The sequence below is a fragment of the Amycolatopsis thermalba genome (assembly GCF_023376025.1).
In the GTDB taxonomy this organism is placed as follows: domain Bacteria; phylum Actinomycetota; class Actinomycetes; order Mycobacteriales; family Pseudonocardiaceae; genus Amycolatopsis_E; species Amycolatopsis_E thermalba.
Window position 1 is genome coordinate 1,133,777 of record NZ_CP091196.1, and the last position, 16,012, is coordinate 1,149,788.

The following is a 16,012-nucleotide window of genomic DNA, read 5'->3' on the forward strand; positions in this document are numbered from 1 at the left end:
TTAGCGGGGTTCCACGCGCCCGGTACTGAGGTTTTCCGCAGGATGATCGGGTGCTGCACCCCATGGTCGCGGCCGTCCCGGATTCCTAGCGTCGAAAGCATGGATCTTCACCTCGCACAGGCCGAACCGCTCGGGGGACTCGCCGGTTGGGCCGTCGGCCTCATGGACTCCCTCGGCGGGCTCGGCGCCGCCGTCATCGTCGGCCTGGACAACCTGTTCCCGCCCATCCCGAGCGAGCTGGTGCTGCCGCTCGCCGGGTTCTCCGCCAGCCAGGGCACGTTCAGCCTGCTCGAAGCGCTGGCCTGGACCACGTTCGGCTCGGTCGCCGGCGCGGTGATCGTCTACTGGCTGGGCGCGCTGCTCGGCCGCGACCGGACCCGTGCGCTGCTGCTGCGGATCCCGCTGGTCAAGGCGTCCGACTTCGACCGCACCGAGGCGTGGTTCGCCAAGCACGGCACCAAGGCGGTGTTCTTCGGCCGGATGGTGCCGATCTTCCGCAGCCTGATCTCACTGCCCGCGGGGATCGAACGGATGCCGTTCGGCCGGTTCCTGGTGCTCACCACGCTGGGCAGCCTGATCTGGAACACGCTGTTCGTCTTCGCCGGCTACCTGCTCGGCGCGAACTGGCACGTGATGAACGACTACGCGGGGATCTTCCAGTACGCGGTGATCGGCGCCGTCGCGATCGCGCTGGTGGTGTTCGTCGTCACGCGACTGCGCGACCGCGTGCGGGCGTGAACACGAAGCCGCCCTCCCCGGGGGCAGGGGAGGGCGGCTTCGCTCGCGGGCGTCAGGCGGCCTGGACCACGGGGGTGGTGGCCGGCGCCAGCGCCAGGTCGAGGACTTCCCGCACGTTCGACACCGGGTGCACGTCGAGCTGGGCCAGCACGTCCGCGGGGACGTCGTCCAGGTCCGGCTCGTTGCGCTGCGGGATGATCACCGTCTTCACCCCGGCCCGGTGCGCGGCCAGCAGCTTCTGCTTGACCCCGCCGATCGGCAGGACCCGGCCGGTCAGCGACACCTCGCCGGTCATCGCCACGTCGGCCCGCACCACGCGACCGGACAGCAGCGACGCCAGTGCCGTGGTCATCGTGATCCCGGCGCTCGGCCCGTCCTTGGGCACCGCGCCCGCGGGGACGTGGACGTGCACGCCCCGGTCCTTCAGGTCGCCGACCGGCAGTTCCAGCTCGGCGCCGTGCGAGCGCAGGTAGGACAGTGCGATCTGCACCGACTCCTTCATCACGTCACCCAGCTGCCCGGTGACGGTGAGCCCGGAGCTGCCCGACTCGGGATCGGCCAGCGACGCCTCGATGTAGAGGACGTCCCCGCCGGCGCCCGTGACGGCCAGCCCGGTCGCCACCCCCGGCGTCGCGGTCCGCTGGGTCGACGCGGGCAGCGCCGACTCCGGCAGGTGCCGCGGACGGCCGAGGTAGCCCTCCAGGTCCGCCGCGTCGACGGTCACCGGCAGGATCGCCTCGTCGAGCGCGACCCGGGTCGCGATCTTGCGCAGCACCTTCGCGATGGTCCGGTTCGCGTTGCGCACGCCCGCCTCGCGGGTGTACTCGGCGGCGATCCGGCTCAGCGCGGCGTCGGTGAACCGCACGTCGTCGCGGCCCAGCCCGGCCCGCTCCAGCTCGCGGGGGAGCAGGTGGTCGCGGCCGATGACGACCTTCTCGTGCTCGGTGTAGCCGTCCAGCGTCACCAGTTCCATCCGGTCCAGCAGCGGCCCCGGGATGGTCTCCAGCGCGTTGGCCGTGGCGAGGAACACCACGTCCGACAGGTCCAGCTCGACCTCGAGGTAGTGGTCGCGGAAGGTGTGGTTCTGCTCGGGGTCGAGCACCTCCAGCAGGGCCGCGGTCGGGTCGCCGCGGTAGTCGGCGCCCACCTTGTCCACCTCGTCGAGCAGGACCACCGGGTTCATCGACCCGGCCTCCTTGATGGCGCGGACGATCCGGCCGGGCAGCGCGCCGACGTAGGTGCGCCGGTGGCCGCGGATCTCCGCCTCGTCCCGGACACCGCCGAGCGCGACGCGGACGAACTTGCGGCCCATCGCCTTCGCGACCGACTCACCGAGCGAGGTCTTGCCCACACCCGGCGGGCCGACCAGCGCCAGCACGGCTCCGGAGTGCCGCCCGCCGACCTGTCCCTGGCCCGCTTCGGCGCGGCGGGCGCGCACGGCCAGGTACTCGATGATGCGTTCCTTCACGTCGTCCAGGCCCGCGTGGTCGGCGTCGAGCACCGCCCGCGCCGCCGCGATGTCGTGGACGTCCGTGGTCCGGTCGTTCCAAGGGATCTCCAGGACCGTGTCCAGCCAGGTGCGGATCCAGCCGCCCTCCGGCGAGGCGTCGGAGGTGCGCTCCAGCTTGTCCACCTCGGCCAGTGCGGCCGTCCGGACGTGCTCGGGCAGGCCGGCCTGCTCCACGCGGGTGCGGTAGTCGTCGGAGTCGGCGGTGCCGTCCAGCTCGCCCAGCTCCTTGCGGATCGCCTCCAGCTGGCGGCGCAGCAGGAACTCCTTCTGCTGCTTCTCCATGCCCTCGGCGACGTCCTTGCGGATGGTGTCGGTCACCTCGAGCTCGGCCAGGTACTCCCGGCTCCACTCCAGTGCCTTCTCCAGCCGCGTCGCGACGTCGAGCGCGGTCAGCAGCTCCAGCTTCTGGTCCGTGCTCAGGAACGGCGAGTTGCCGGCCAGGTCGGCGATCGCGGACGGGTCCTCGACCTGCTGCACCGCGTCGATCATCTGCCAGCCGCCGCGCTGCTGGAGGATCGAGATCACGACGGTCTTGTACTCGGCGGCCAGCGCGCGGGCCCGCTCACCGGAGATCTCGGCGACCGGCTCGGCGTACACCCAGCGCGCCGCGCCGGGGCCGTCGCCGTTCTCGCCGACCCGGGCGCGCCGGGTGGCGCGCAGCAGGACGGCGGCCTTGCCGCCGGGGATGCGGCCGACGCGCTCGATGGTCGCGACGGCGCCCAGCTCGGCGTACTCCCCGTGCACCCGCGGGACGATCAGGACCTCGGCCTGCGTGGCCGGGAGCGACCGGATACCCGGGAACGACGGCGCCTTCGCCTGGGCGGAGTCGACCGCGGCGCGGGTCTCCGCGTCGTCGAGTTCGAGCGGGACGATCATGCCGGGCAGCACGACGTCGTCGTCGAGGGGCAGTACGGGGAGGAGCCTGGTGTCGGTCATCTGTTTGCTCCCTACCTGGTTGAGTCTGCCTAGCTCAACTTTCCGGCGAGCCGGTTTGTTTCCGCAGGTAGTTCGCTCGCAGCGGACGGCGTCCGGGAATAAAACCGGGGCTGGCCCGGCAGCGGTCCCGGCTGGCGAAACTGAGACGCTCGTCGCATCGCGGGCGGGCCACGCACAGTCATCGGCGCTGTTCAATCACGATCGCGATTGAATCGCGATCAATGCGCGGGAGCGCAGCACGGCGGCTCGCGGGGAACGCGTTGTAGCCGGGCGACGCGCTTAACGTCGATTACCGGGAGCGATCGCCGAAAAGATCCATCTCACCCGTAAGTCTCCGCTGGTCACCGTAGTTGGCACGTTGTTAACTATGAGGTGATGTCATGGCGGCCGGAAAGAGGCTGAAGTACGCCCTCCGGGGTACAGTGATCCCCTCATTCGCACCGAGATCACCGTCTCGTGCGCGGTGAGTACCGGCGGGCGCACTGGGGCGTATGGGTGGAAGGAGGTTGCATGCCGGACTCCGATGGCAGGCCGGACGGCCCCATCCCGGCGGCAGCCGCCAATGCTGGTGGTGCCGAGGCGCGGGCGGACGAGCGCCGCTTCCGGGTCTACACGCTGACCGTCTTCTCGGTCGGCGTGCTCACCGCCGTCGCCGTGTCGCTGTGGCTGCCGTTCCACGGTTCGGCGGAGCTGTGGTGGATCGGCCCGGTGCTGGCCCTGTCCTTCTTGCTCGCCGAGCAGCTCGGCATCAACGTCGACGTCCGGTCCGGCATCTCCTGGACCATCTCCTTCACCGAGATCCCGCTGGTCATCGGCTTCTTCGTGGCGCCGTTCGAGGTCGTCCTCGCGGCCCACCTGGTCGCCGGGATCAGCACGCTCCTGGTCCGCCGCGTCTCCGGGCGCGTGCTCTACAACGCCGGCGCGTTCCTGCTGGAGATCACCAGCGCGTTCGCCGTGGCCGGCCTGGTCGAGCGGATCATGGGCACCACCGAGATGACCTGGCCCGCCGCGCTCGCCGGCACCCTGACCGCGCCGCTGACCAGCACGCTGCTGGCGCTGGCCGCCGTCCGGGTGCTGCGCCGCCGCATGCGCATCGGCACCGCGCTCCGGCTCACCGGCCGCATCCTGGTCGTCGGGTTCGTCAACGCGTCGGTCGGCCTGAGCGGCTACCTGGTGATCGCCGGCACGGCCAACGCGTGGCCGCTGGTGCTCGCCGTCTTCGCCGGCCTGTCCGCGCTGTACTGGGCCTACTCCGATCTGCTGCGTGAGCAGCGGGACATGGAGGCGCTCTCCGACGTCAGCCTGATGGTCGCCCGCTCCGGTCAGCAAGCCGCCGCGCGCCCGGCCAGCGGCGCCGACGACCTCGCGGCCGGGGTGAACGTCAGCGAGTGGCAGACGATCGCCGAGCGCATCAAGGACCAGCTCTCCGCCGGCCGCGTGGTGCTGCGGCTGCGCCTGGAACCGACCGCGGACATGCGCGCCGTCGTCGCGGGGGAGCCGATGCCGACGGCGGACCTGCCCGCCGACGACCCGATGCTGCGCCTGCCCGGCTCGCACGTGCGGCACTTCCGCATCACCGAGGCCAACAGCGACATCGCCGCCGGACTGCTCAGCCGCGGTGCGCAGGAGGCGCTGGTGGTGCCGCTGCGCAGCGCGAACCAGCTGCTCGGCGTGGTCGAGGCGCACGACCGCCTGTCCCGGTGGCGGGGCTTCGGCAAGTACGACGTGCAGCTGCTCGGCACCATGGCCAGCCACCTGGCGACCGCGCTGGACAACCGCCGCCTGGTCGCCACCCTGCGCCACGACGCCTACCACGACCCGCTGACCGGCCTGCTCAACCGGCCCGGCTTCCGGCAGGTCGCGCGCGAGCCGCTCGCCGAGCACCCCGACTCCGCCGTGCTGCGCATCGACCTGGACGTGTTCTCCGCGGTCAGCGACGCGCTGGGCTACGCGTGGGCGGACCGGATGGTGGTCGCCGCCGGACGCCGCCTGCGCGACGCCCTCGGCCCCGACGTGCCCCTGGCCCGCCTGGAGGGCGCGTCCTTCGCCGCCCTGCTCACCGGGGTGCGCGGCCAGGACGTGCACGACGTGGCCGATCGGCTGCGCGCGCAGCTGTCCGTGCCCTACCCGGTCGACCGGCTCACGGTCGAGGCCAACGCGATGGTCGGCTACGCCTCGGCGGCCGACGACGACACCCTCGACCCCGGCGACGTGGACGGCCTGCTCCAGCGGGCCGACGTCGCCGTGCGGGCCACCCGCGGCGGCGAAGAGGTCCGCGGGTACGTGCCCAGCATGGGCCAGATCTTCCTGCGCCGGTTCCAGATGGTCACCCAGTTCCGGCAGGCCATCGAGGAGGGCCAGGTCAGCGTCCACTACCAGCCGAAGGTGTCGCTGCCGAGCAAGCAGGTCCTCGGCGTGGAGGCGCTGGTGCGCTGGCAGCACCCCGAGTTCGGCCGGCTCGACCCGGACGAGTTCGTGCCCGCGGTCGAGGCCGCCGGCCTGGTCGGCGTGCTGACCGGGTTCGTGCTGGAGCAGTCGCTGATCCGGGTGCGCAAGTGGATGGACGAGGGGCTGCGGATCTCCGTCGCGGTCAACCTGTCCGTGCGGAACCTGGCCGACGAGGACTTCCCGGCCAAGGTCGTCGAGGTGCTGCGGAAGTTCGGCGTGCCGCCCGAGCTGCTCACCTTCGAGCTGACCGAGTCCGGGGTGATGGCCGATCCGCAGAAGGCGCTGCCGATCCTGCGCGAGCTGCACGGGCTGGGCATCGTGCTGGCGGTCGACGACTTCGGCACCGGCTACTCGTCGCTGGCCTACCTGCGGCAGCTGCCGGTGGACGAGGTCAAGATCGACAAGAGCTTCGTCCTCGGCATGGGCACCGACCTCGGGGATCTGGCGGTGGTCCGGTCGATCGTCGAGCTGGGGCATTCGCTGGGGCTGGCGGTCGTCGCCGAGGGCGTCGAGGAGGACGTGGCGCGGGACCAGCTGGAGGCGATGGGCTGCGACGTCGCCCAGGGGTACCTGATCTCCCGCCCGCTGGCCGAGGACCGCCTGGAGGCCTGGTTGCAGGCCCGCACGGCCCGGTCGACGGGGCGCAAGATGGAGACGGTGCTGACGCTCCTGACGTAAAAGGGACCCCCCTGCACGGGCCCTCCGGCCGGGGATGTAATCTCTTCGAGGCTTCAACGTTCAGACGTTGGAACTCGCCCCAATAGCTCAGTCGGCAGAGCGTCTCCATGGTAAGGAGAAGGTCTACGGTTCGATTCCGTATTGGGGCTCGGTGGTCAGCAGGACGCCCTCGCTTCGGCGGGGGAGCCTGACGGCCGGTCAAGGCGGTGTAGCTCAGTCGGTAGAGCAAGCGGCTCATAATCGCTGTGTCGCCGGTTCAAGTCCGGCCACCGCTACGCGGATGGGCGAGCTATGCTCACAGACTGCGTGAGCCGAGTCCGCTTCGCCATTGCATCGGGGGTCGGACCCCCGGACCCCCGCCAGGGGGCAAGCCCCCTGGACCCCCACGTCGGGTGACCTGGCAGGTTGAGGTCGCCGGTGGGGGGTTCGTTGTGTAGAGAAAGGCTTTGCTGTGGCTGCCACCGACGTGCGACCGAAGATCACGCTGGCGTGCGAGGTCTGCAAGCACCGCAACTACATCACCAAGAAGAACCGGCGCAACGACCCGGATCGCCTGGAGATGAAGAAGTTCTGCCCGAACTGCGGTACGCACCGGGTTCACAAGGAAACCCGCTGACGCCAGCACCCAGGTTTCGACGAAGGCCGCTCCGGTCCCCCCCGGAGCGGCCTTCGTGCTTTCCGGGCCCCTCGCCAGGATCGTGATCCCGGCCACCACGTCGACCCCGACCGCGGCCCGGGCTGCCCACTCCGGGATCACGGGCCGTTCCGCGAGGTAGCCGAGCGCCGCCCCGCTGGCATGTCATCCCGGCTGGTCAACCTGCGCCTACGCCGTCCCGGACGGCGCGGCAGCGGCCGAGCCCGTCACCGGCGGACGTCACGCCGTCCGAGCTGTGCCACCCGCTCGGCGAGGCCGCCAGACAGGCTCTGTGCGCGCTCGCCCGGTAGGTAGGCTGCGCGGGTGCCTTTGGACCCCTCGTTCGTCGGGCGGACGTATCCGCCGGACTCCACGTACGAAGTCGGCCGCGAGAAGATCCGCGAGTTCGCCGCCGCGATCGGCGACGCCAACCCGCTCTACACCGACGCGGAGGCGGCCCGCGCGGCCGGCTACCCGGACGTCATCGCGCCGCCCACCTTCCTCACGGTGATCAACCTCGACGCGATCAACGCGATCGCCGAGGACCCCGAACTCGGGCTGGACTACAGCCGGATGGTGCACGGCGACCAGGCGTTCAGCTACACGCGCCCGGTGCACGCGGGCGACCGGCTCCGCATCACCACGACGGTCGAGGACATCATGGCCCGCGCCGGCAACGACTTCCTGACCGTGCGCGGCGAGGTCGTCGACGCCGACGGTCAGCTGGTGTGCACGACGCGGGCGCAGCTCGTCGTGCGGGGAGAGGGGGCCTGATGGCGTACGAGAAGGGCACCGAGCTGCCGCCGCTGCAGGTGCACGTCACACGCGACCAGCTGGTCCGGTACGCGGGCGCGTCACTGGACTTCAACCCGATCCACTGGAACGAACGGTTCGCCAAGGAGGTCGGGCTCCCGGACGTGATCGCGCACGGGATGCTGACCATGGCCCTGGGCGGCCGGCTCGTGACGGACTGGCTCGGCGACCCGGGGAAGCTGGTCGAGTACAGCGTGCGCTTCACCCGGCCGGTCGTGGTCTCGCCGGAGGGTGCGGACGTCGAGTTCACCGGCAAGGTCGCCGAGGTCCGCGAGGACGGCTCGGCGCGCGTGGACATCACGGCGAAGTTCGACGGCAAGACGGTGCTCGGGAAGGCCCAGGCCGTCGTCCACTGACGACAGGTTGCATCCCAAACTGGTACCGTAGTGGTATGACGAAGCAGATCGCCGTTCGTCTCCCGGACGACCTGGTGTCCTTCATCGACCACGTGGTGGAGGAGGGCGGCGCCGCGAGCCGCGCCGAGCTGGTGTTCCGCGCCCTGGAGCGGGAACGCCGCCGGCTGATCGCGGAACGCGACATCGCCCTGCTGACGGGCGGCGTGCCGGACGATCTCGCCGGGATCGAGGAGCACGCCGCCCCCTTGGACGACCTGGACTGATGCGCCCGATCCACACGGCCCGGCTCGACAAGGTGCGGCCGGTGCTGGTGCTGACGCGGGAGCTGATCCGCCCGCACCTGACGCGCGTCACGATCGCGCCGATCACGAGCACGATCCGCGGCCTGTCCACCGAGGTGCGGGTGGGCAGCCGCAACGGCCTGTCCCACGACAGCGTCGTGAGCTGCGACAACATCCAGACCATCCGGAAGTCCGCGCTGGGCAAGCAGATCGGCTACCTGATGCCGGACCAGGAGCACGAGCTGACGGAAGCGATCCGCCTGGCCTTCGACCTGGAGTAGCGCGCACAGCGCGGCTTTGAACCAACCCGAGCTGGGTGGTCATCCCGTCGCCTGACACGTGACGATCACTTTGAGCCAGGCCCGCAACCCAGGCCGCCAACCGCCGCCCGACAACGCAACCTTGCGGGCCTGGCTCAAAGTGATATGCACAAACCGGAAGGCGACGGGATGACCACCCAGCGACCACCTCGCCAAGGCGAGACGAGGCACCCCTTGGTCATCCCGGAGCCTGCCCGTCCGGCGAGGACATCCCTTGATCCCTGGAGCCGCACGAACCCCGGCGACGTGCCCACCGCGTCAATCCACCAGCTCCAGCACCACGTCGGCCATCCCGCGCTCCCCGACCGCGTTGGGATGCAGCTCCATCGCCGGTGAGGACGGCACCACGTCCTCGACCCACTTCACCCGCGCCTTGGCGCACATGTCCTTCCCCTTGGACGGCGTCGCCGTGTCCGCGTACCCGGCCTGGTTCGCCTTCGCCTCGGTGGCCAGCATCGTGTTCAGCCGCGCCAGCGACGTCCGCAGGTAGGCCACGTCCTCCGGCCCGATGGGCAGGAACGGCCAGCACCCGTTCCCGTCCGGCAGCGCCGTCGGGTACCCGACCACGATCACCCGCGCCCGCGGCGCCCGCTGGTGGATCTCGGTCAGCGCGGCGCGGATCTTCGGCGCCGTCGCGGAGATCCGCTCCGCCAGCTGGTCCCGTCCGCCCGCGGTCAGCCGCGGCTTGCACAGCGACACCGTCCGGTTGGTCGTCAGGCAGTCCCGCGCGAGGCTCACCAGCCCGACGTCGTTGCCGCCCATCCCGAGCGTGACCAGCGTCGTGTCGGGGGTGACCGCGTCCAGCTGCGGCGGGTTGACCCCGTCCGGCGTGGTCTGCGGCTCGGTCAGGTGCTGGGTGGTCGCCCCGCCGCAGCTCACGTCGGCGAACGACACCGGCCGCAGCTCGGCGGCGACGAGGTGCGGGTAGTTGTTGTTCGAGCGCGCGCAGCCCGGCGGCGTGCCCGCGGGCGCCCCGATGCGCGGCGCCGACGTGTAGGAGTCGCCCAGCGCGACGTACCGGCCGGTGCCCGGGCCGATCACCGAGCCCGGCGGTTTCGGCGGCTCGGCCGATTCGCCCCGGTCGCCGCGCCAGTACACGACACCGGCCGTCACCGCGCCCACGAGCGCGGCCACCACCACCCCGATCAGTACCTTCTTCCCCACCCGCTCCGGCTACCCCGAAAACGCCGAAGCGCCACTTCCGGCATGCGGAAGTGGCGCTTCGGGTAACCGGATCGGGTTACTTCGCCTCGGACAGCAGGGCGGCGATCCGCTGCACGCCCTCCACCAGATCGGACTCGGCCAGCGCGTAGGAGAACCGGAAGTAGCCCGGCGTCCCGAACGCCTCACCCGGCACCGCGGCCACGTCGGCCTCGCGCAGCATCAGGTCGGCCAGCTCCAGCGTGTCGGACGGCTTCTCGCCGCGGATCTCCTTGCCCAGGAGCTCCTTGAACGACGGGTACGCGTAGAACGCGCCCTCCGGCGTCGGGCAGGTCACGCCCGGGATCTCCGACAGCAGCGAGACGATCTTCTTCCGGCGCGCGTCGAACGCGGCGCGCATCTCGGCGACCACGTCCAGCGGCCCCGCGATGGCGGCCAGCGCGGCCCGCTGCGCGATGTTCGACACGTTGCCGCACAGGTGCGACTGGTAGCCGGTCGCGGCCTTGATCACGTCCTTGGGGCCGGCGATCCAGCCGACCCGCCAGCCGGTCATCGAGTAGGTCTTCGCGACGCCGTTGAGGATCAGCGTCTGGTCGGCCAGCTCGGGCACCACGACCGGCATCGAGTGGTTCTCGGCGCCGTCGTAGGTCAGGTGCTCGTAGATCTCGTCGGTGATCACCCAGATGCCGTGCTCGTAGGCCCACTTGCCGATGGCCTCGATCTGCTCCCGGGTGTAGACCGCGCCGGTCGGGTTGGACGGCGAGTTGAACAGCAGCACCTTCGTGCGGTCGGTGCGCGCGGCCTCCAGCTGCTCGACGGTGACCCGGTACCCGGTCGACTCGTCGGCGGTGACCTGCACCGGCACGCCGCCGGCCAGCTTGATCGACTCGGGGTAGGTGGTCCAGTACGGCGCCAGCAGCAGGACCTCGTCGCCCGGGTCGCACAGCGTGGCGAACGCGGAGTAGACGGCCTGCTTGCCGCCGTTGGTGACCAGCACCTGGCTGGGCTCGATGGTGAAGCCGGAGTCCCGCAGCGTCTTCGCCGCGATGGCCTCCTTCAGCTCGGGCAGGCCGCCGGCCGCGGTGTACCCGTGGTTGGCCCGGTCGTGGACGGCCTTCGCGGCCGCCTCGACGACGTAGTCGGGGGTGGGGAAGTCCGGCTGCCCCGCACCGAAGCCGATCACCGGGCGGCCCTGCGCCTTCAGCTCCTTCGCCTTCGCGTCGACGGCGAGGGTGGCCGACGGCGTGATGCCGGCGATGCGGGCCGAGATGCGGGAGCCAGTGGTGACGGTTGCGGGTGCGCTCATGACCCACATCGTCGCACGTCCGGTGTGTCCAGAAGCACGCGGGAGGCCCTTCGCGGCCCCTCGGTTGCGGGCCCGCGAAGGGCTTGCCGTAGACTTCCGAACTTGGAACGTCCGGCGCTTGACCCCGCAGGGCATGCGGGGAGGGTCAAGGGCGTCCAGCGAGCGGCTCGATTGCTCGAAGGGGTGTAGCTCAATTGGCAGAGCAGCGGTCTCCAAAACCGCAGGTTGCAGGTTCAAGTCCTGTCACCCCTGCGTCGATGTAGGTGCCTTAGCGGAGGAGTGGTCGTGAGCGACAACGACGCCGGCGGCAAGGGCCAGGAGCAGGAGCCCAAGCGGGCTGCCCGTCCGGTCACGGCCGCGGCGCGGCGCGAACGTCGCGCCTCCGCGCGCCCTGCCGGCAAGGCGGCCAAGGACGGCGACAAGGCCCGTCCGTCGGGCAAGGCTTCGGTCAGCCCCTCCGCCGACGGCGCGGCCAAGGCCGGTGAGGTCAGGAAGGGTCGCGCGACCCCGAAGCGGACCCGCAAGGACAAGAAGCCGTCCCTGTTCGCGAGGCTGGTGCGGTTCATCCGCGAGGTGTGGGCCGAGCTGCGCAAGGTCATCTGGCCGACGCGCAAGCAGATGGTCACCTACACCACGGTCGTGCTGGTCTTCGTGGCCTTCATGGTCGCGCTGGTCTCGTTGCTGGACTTCGCGTTCCGCAAGGGCGTGTTCTGGCTGTTCGGCTGAGCGCGTCTGCGGGGCCGGCACGGACACGACAAGCGATCAAGTGAGAGGACGGAACGTGACCTCCGAGAACGGCGTCGCAGCCGGCGACGAGTACGACGAGCCGGTCGAGGCGGCCACCGTGGCTGAGGACGAGGCCGCCCGGTCCGAGGCTGCGCAGTCCGACCAGGACGCCGACGGCGCGGTCGCCGAACTCGACGCCGAGCCCGCCGAGGACGAGCTCGTCGAGGACGAGCCGGCCGCCGAGGCCGCTCCGGCCGAGGACGACGACGAGGACCCGGTGGAGAAGCTGCGCAAGGAGCTGCGCTCGCTGCCGGGCGACTGGTACGTCGTGCACTCCTACGCGGGCTACGAGAACAAGGTCAAGAACAACCTCGAGACCCGTACCCAGACGCTGGACGTCGAGGACTACATCTTCCAGATCGAGGTGCCCACCAAGGAGGTCACCCAGATCAAGAACGGCCAGCGCAAGGTCGTTCAGGAGAAGGTGCTGCCCGGCTACATCCTGGTCCGGATGGAGCTCAACGACGCGTCCTGGAGCGCGGTGCGCAACACCCCCGGCGTCACCGGGTTCGTGGGCGCCACCTCCAAGCCGTCGCCGCTGACCGTCGACGACGTGGTGAAGTTCCTGGCCCCGCAGGTCGAGAAGGCCGCCCCGGCGAAGGCCAAGGGCGAGGCCGCGACGGCGGAGGCCGCCCTGGGCGCGCCCGCGGTCGAGGTCGACTTCGAGGTGGGCGAGTCGGTCACCGTCATGGACGGCCCGTTCGCGACGCTGCCCGCGACGATCAGCGAGGTCAACGCGGACGCGCAGAAGTTGAAGGTCCTGGTGTCGATCTTCGGCCGCGAGACGCCGGTCGAGTTGTCGTTCACCCAGGTCTCCAAGATCTGACGACCCAGTACACTGGATCGTTGGCCCTCGCGCGCAGGCAGGCGCGCGGGGTACTCGGTACTGAATAGGAACTAGGAATGCCACCCAAGAAGAAGAAGCTTGCAGCGATCATCAAGCTGCAGATTCAGGCGGGTGCCGCGAACCCGGCTCCGCCGGTCGGCCCCGCGCTGGGTCAGCACGGCGTCAACATCATGGAGTTCTGCAAGGCCTACAACGCCGCGACCGAGTCGCAGCGCGGCAACGTGGTGCCGGTCGAGATCTCCGTGTACGAAGACCGGTCGTTCGACTTCAAGCTGAAGACGCCGCCGGCCGCGAAGCTGCTGCTGAAGGCCGCGGGCATCGACAAGGGCTCGGCCGAGCCGCACAAGACCAAGGTCGCCAAGGTGACCTGGGACCAGGTGCGCGAGATCGCCGAGACCAAGAAGTCGGACCTGAACGCCAACGACGTCGAGCAGGCGGCGAAGATCATCGCCGGTACCGCCCGGTCGATGGGCATCACGGTCGAGTAATTCCCGCACCGCGAACGCCAACGACATCGAGCAGGCCGCACAGTGTCGATCAAAAGCATGATCGCCGGTACCGCTCGGTCGATGGGCATCACGGTCGAGTAAGAGCCCTCGGGCTCGTCGTGGGAGAGCCAGGCGCTGGCTCGTCACCACAACTGATCCACTTTCTAGCTAAGGACAGACATGGCAAAGCGCAGCAAGGCTTTCCGCCAGACCGCTGAGCAGGTCGACCGCACGCGGCTGTACGCGCCGCTGGAGGCCGTGAAGCTGGCGAAGGAGCTCTCCAAGTCCAAGATGGACGAGACGGTCGAGGTCGCGATGCGCCTCGGCGTCGACCCCCGCAAGGCCGACCAGATGGTCCGCGGCACCGTGAACCTGCCGCACGGTACCGGTAAGACCGTCCGCGTCATCGCGTTCGCCGTCGGCGACAAGGCCGCGCAGGCCGAGGCCGCCGGTGCGGACGCCGTCGGCAGCGACGACCTGATCGAGCGAATCCAGGGTGGCTGGCTCGACTTCGACGCCGCTGTCGCGACGCCGGACCAGATGGCGAAGGTCGGGCGCATCGCCCGCATCCTGGGCCCGCGTGGCCTGATGCCGAACCCGAAGAGCGGCACCGTGACGCCCGACGTGGCGAAGGCGGTCACCGAGATCAAGGGCGGCAAGATCGACTTCCGCGTCGACAAGCAGGCCAACCTGCACCTGGTGATCGGCAAGTCGTCGTTCGACGCCGAGAAGCTGGTGGAGAACTACGCGGCCGCCCTGGACGAGATCCTCCGGGCGAAGCCGTCCGCCGCGAAGGGCCGCTACATCAAGAAGGTGGTCGTCTCGACCACCATGGGACGCGGCATCCCGGTCGACCCGGCCCGGACGCGCAACCTCCTCGCGGAGGAAGCGACCGCCTGACGGTCAGTGACGTGAACGGGCCCCGGCGCTGCTGCGCCGGGGCCCGTTTCGCGTTATCGGCTGGTGGGAGTGGCCGCGGTGCTCGGCACCGGACAGGTCACGGGCCCCGGCTCGTGGCCGGTGATGAGCCATTGCCCCTTCTCCACGCGCTGCACGGTGAACGTCCCGAGGGCGGGCCCGCCCTGGATGGGGAACCGGCACGAGTCGATCGTCAGGGTATCGCCGGGTGGAGGCTCGGAGACCGAGCTGGGGATCGACTCGGCGTAGTTGTTGACATTGGTGACCTGGGCTTTCAGTGCGAACACCGCCTGCTGGCAGTCGGCGTACCCGAGGTCTTCCGCGAACTTCTGCTGGATCGGGATGTCGAACGAGCCGCACGCGAGATCGGGCCGGTTCTGCGCGATCTGGGCGTAGACCGTGCGGACCGCCTCGTACGGCTGGGTGGAGAAGATCTTGTTCGTGCGCCACTGCCCGCCACCGGTTTCCGAGGCCGGCTTGTCTTCGTCGTCGGTGGGGAAGAAGTGGTTGTACGCCAGCTTGCCGGCCACCAGCAGGACGATCAGGAACAGCAGGGCGGACAGCAGCTTCCCCGCCAGGCGCTTCGCCCACTTCGGCGCCCTGATCTTCGGGCCGGGCTGGGGGGCGGGCTGGAGCTGGCCGTACGGCGGAGGCGGCTGCACCGGCGGGCCGCCGGGGCCGGCCTGCGTCGGTGGGCCGTAGCCGGGCGCGCTTTGCACCGGGGCGTTCTGCGTGGGCACCAGCTGGCCGTTGCCCTGCCGCTGGGCCTCCGTGTAGCGGAGGAAGTCCTGGAACTGCTGGAACTGCTGGAACTGCCGCAGCTGCTCCGGATCCAGCCGCGGCTGCGCGGGTTCGACCGCGGAACCGTTGGGCTCCGGGTCCCGGGACGGCTCGTCGGGCTGCTGGCCTGGTCGCTGCTCCACCACGCGCCCCATGATGCCTGCCGTGTGGTGGCCGAGTCATCACGCACCGCGCAAACCGGCCCCCGCGCCGGGCACGAAAACCACCAGGTACGATGGACGACGGTTCTACCGAAGACCGCTGGTTCTTCACGCCGTCAGGCGTGAAGCGAAGTGCCCCGAGCAGAAGGGGCGGCCCGCGCAGGAAGAACGAGGCCGGTGCACCCGTGTGCGCCGATGACGCCCCGTGCTTGCTGCGCGTGGGCGTTTTCTTCTTCCCGGGACTCCTCGCACAAGGCGGTCACACCAGCCAAGAGAGGAGGCGACCCATGGCGAAGCCGGACAAGGTGGCGGCCGTCGCCGAGATCGCGGACCACTTCCGCAACAGCTCGGCCACCGTCGTCACGCAGTACAACGGCCTCTCCGTGTCCCAGCTGTCCCAGCTGCGCCGCGCTCTCGGCACCAGTGCCAAGTACCGGGTTGCGAAGAACACCCTCGTGCAGCGGGCCGCGGAAGAGGCCGGCATCGAGGGTCTCCAGGACCTCTTCGTCGGCCCGACCGCGATCGCCTTCGTGCAGGGTGAGCCGGTCGACGCCGCGAAGGCCCTGAAGAACTTCGCCAAGGACAACGCCGCCCTGGTCATCAAGGGCGGCTACATGGACGGCCGCCCGCTGTCCGTCGACGAGGTCAACCAGATCGCCGACCTCGACAGCCGCGAGGTTCTCCTCGCCAAGGCGGCAGGCGCGTTCAAGGCCAAGCTGTCCCAGGCCGCGGCACTGTTCCAGGCCCCGGCGTCCCAGGTCGCCCGCCTCGCGCAGGCCCTGGCCGACAAGCAGCAGGGCGACGAGGCACCCGCCGAGAGCTGACGTACCACCCACCCCGTACCACCCGTT

General features: G+C 70.4%; 15 protein-coding genes, 3 tRNA genes and 1 pseudogene. 15 read left to right on the forward strand and 4 right to left on the reverse strand.

Annotated features, from left to right (window positions below; translation table 11 throughout):
* Nucleotides 1-99: 99 nt before the first annotated feature.
* Nucleotides 100-738, forward strand: coding sequence for a DedA family protein (locus tag L1857_RS05565; protein WP_094003866.1), 639 nt, complete (start codon nt 100-102; stop codon nt 736-738).
* Nucleotides 739-790: 52 nt separating this feature from the next.
* On the opposite strand, the gene lon is transcribed toward L1857_RS05565, so the two are convergent.
* A complete protein-coding gene (lon, locus tag L1857_RS05570; RefSeq protein ID WP_249464606.1) occupies nt 791-3,184 on the reverse strand; it encodes an endopeptidase La in 2,394 nt (797 codons plus the stop codon).
* Nucleotides 3,185-3,694: 510 nt separating this feature from the next.
* Between lon and L1857_RS05575 the strand changes: the two genes are divergently transcribed.
* The 8 genes from L1857_RS05575 to L1857_RS05610 all read left to right on the forward strand — a co-directional run bounded on the left by L1857_RS05575 (nt 3,695) and on the right by L1857_RS05610 (nt 8,675).
* On the forward strand, nt 3,695-6,310 hold the full coding sequence (locus L1857_RS05575) for a putative bifunctional diguanylate cyclase/phosphodiesterase (RefSeq protein WP_116110465.1): 2,616 nt from the start codon (nt 3,695-3,697) through the stop codon (nt 6,308-6,310).
* 76 nt (nt 6,311-6,386) lie between these two features.
* Nucleotides 6,387-6,459, forward strand: a tRNA-Thr gene (locus L1857_RS05580).
* A gap of 53 nt (nt 6,460-6,512) precedes the next feature.
* Nucleotides 6,513-6,585, forward strand: a tRNA-Met gene (locus L1857_RS05585).
* Between the two features lie 176 nt (nt 6,586-6,761).
* The gene (gene rpmG, locus L1857_RS05590) at nt 6,762-6,926 is read left to right on the forward strand and encodes a 50S ribosomal protein L33 (protein ID WP_005453176.1); all 165 of its coding nucleotides are present in this window, start codon (nt 6,762-6,764) and stop codon (nt 6,924-6,926) included.
* 342 nt (nt 6,927-7,268) lie between these two features.
* The gene (locus tag L1857_RS05595; RefSeq protein WP_094003869.1) at nt 7,269-7,718 is read left to right on the forward strand and encodes a MaoC family dehydratase N-terminal domain-containing protein; all 450 of its coding nucleotides are present in this window, start codon (nt 7,269-7,271) and stop codon (nt 7,716-7,718) included.
* A complete protein-coding gene (locus tag L1857_RS05600; RefSeq protein ID WP_094003870.1) occupies nt 7,718-8,113 on the forward strand; it encodes a MaoC family dehydratase in 396 nt (131 codons plus the stop codon). The genes L1857_RS05595 and L1857_RS05600 overlap by 1 nt, the downstream gene beginning before the upstream one ends.
* A gap of 35 nt (nt 8,114-8,148) precedes the next feature.
* Nucleotides 8,149-8,376, forward strand: a complete 228-nt coding sequence (locus L1857_RS05605) for a ribbon-helix-helix domain-containing protein (RefSeq protein WP_094003871.1) — start codon at nt 8,149-8,151, stop codon at nt 8,374-8,376.
* A complete protein-coding gene (locus tag L1857_RS05610; protein WP_094003872.1) occupies nt 8,376-8,675 on the forward strand; it encodes a type II toxin-antitoxin system PemK/MazF family toxin in 300 nt (99 codons plus the stop codon). Before L1857_RS05605 ends, L1857_RS05610 begins: the two co-directional genes overlap by 1 nt.
* 297 nt (nt 8,676-8,972) lie before the next feature.
* On the opposite strand, the gene L1857_RS05615 is transcribed toward L1857_RS05610, so the two are convergent.
* Together L1857_RS05615 and L1857_RS05620 are read right to left on the reverse strand one after the other, a co-directional pair.
* The gene (locus tag L1857_RS05615; protein ID WP_249464609.1) at nt 8,973-9,878 is read right to left on the reverse strand and encodes an SGNH/GDSL hydrolase family protein; all 906 of its coding nucleotides are present in this window, start codon (nt 9,876-9,878) and stop codon (nt 8,973-8,975) included.
* A gap of 76 nt (nt 9,879-9,954) precedes the next feature.
* A complete protein-coding gene (locus L1857_RS05620) occupies nt 9,955-11,181 on the reverse strand; it encodes a pyridoxal phosphate-dependent aminotransferase (protein ID WP_094003874.1) in 1,227 nt (408 codons plus the stop codon).
* 179 nt (nt 11,182-11,360) lie between these two features.
* Between L1857_RS05620 and L1857_RS05625 the strand changes: the two genes are divergently transcribed.
* The 5 genes and pseudogenes from L1857_RS05625 (at nt 11,361) to rplA (ending at nt 14,202) form a co-directional block, all read left to right on the forward strand.
* A tRNA-Trp gene (locus tag L1857_RS05625) sits at nt 11,361-11,433 on the forward strand.
* A gap of 27 nt (nt 11,434-11,460) precedes the next feature.
* A complete protein-coding gene (gene secE / locus L1857_RS05630) occupies nt 11,461-11,907 on the forward strand; it encodes a preprotein translocase subunit SecE (protein ID WP_094003875.1) in 447 nt (148 codons plus the stop codon).
* A 55-nt stretch (nt 11,908-11,962) separates the two neighbouring features.
* Nucleotides 11,963-12,793: a transcription termination/antitermination protein NusG gene (gene nusG, locus L1857_RS05635; RefSeq protein ID WP_116110463.1), complete on the forward strand. Its 831-nt coding sequence runs from the start codon at nt 11,963-11,965 to the stop codon at nt 12,791-12,793.
* Between the two features lie 77 nt (nt 12,794-12,870).
* Nucleotides 12,871-13,404, forward strand: a pseudogene (rplK, locus tag L1857_RS05640) (50S ribosomal protein L11).
* 78 nt (nt 13,405-13,482) lie between these two features.
* Entirely contained in the window at nt 13,483-14,202 is a 720-nt protein-coding gene (rplA, locus tag L1857_RS05645; RefSeq protein WP_094003878.1) for a 50S ribosomal protein L1, read from the forward strand.
* Nucleotides 14,203-14,255: 53 nt separating this feature from the next.
* Here rplA and L1857_RS05650 read toward each other — a convergent pair whose 3' ends face one another.
* The gene (locus L1857_RS05650; protein WP_429727733.1) at nt 14,256-15,155 is read right to left on the reverse strand and encodes a hypothetical protein; all 900 of its coding nucleotides are present in this window, start codon (nt 15,153-15,155) and stop codon (nt 14,256-14,258) included.
* A 293-nt stretch (nt 15,156-15,448) separates the two neighbouring features.
* Between L1857_RS05650 and rplJ the strand changes: the two genes are divergently transcribed.
* Nucleotides 15,449-15,985 (forward strand): 50S ribosomal protein L10, encoded by a 537-nt coding sequence (gene rplJ, locus L1857_RS05655; protein WP_094003879.1) that lies wholly within the window; start codon nt 15,449-15,451, stop codon nt 15,983-15,985.
* The last annotated feature ends 27 nt before the right edge of the window (nt 15,986-16,012 follow it).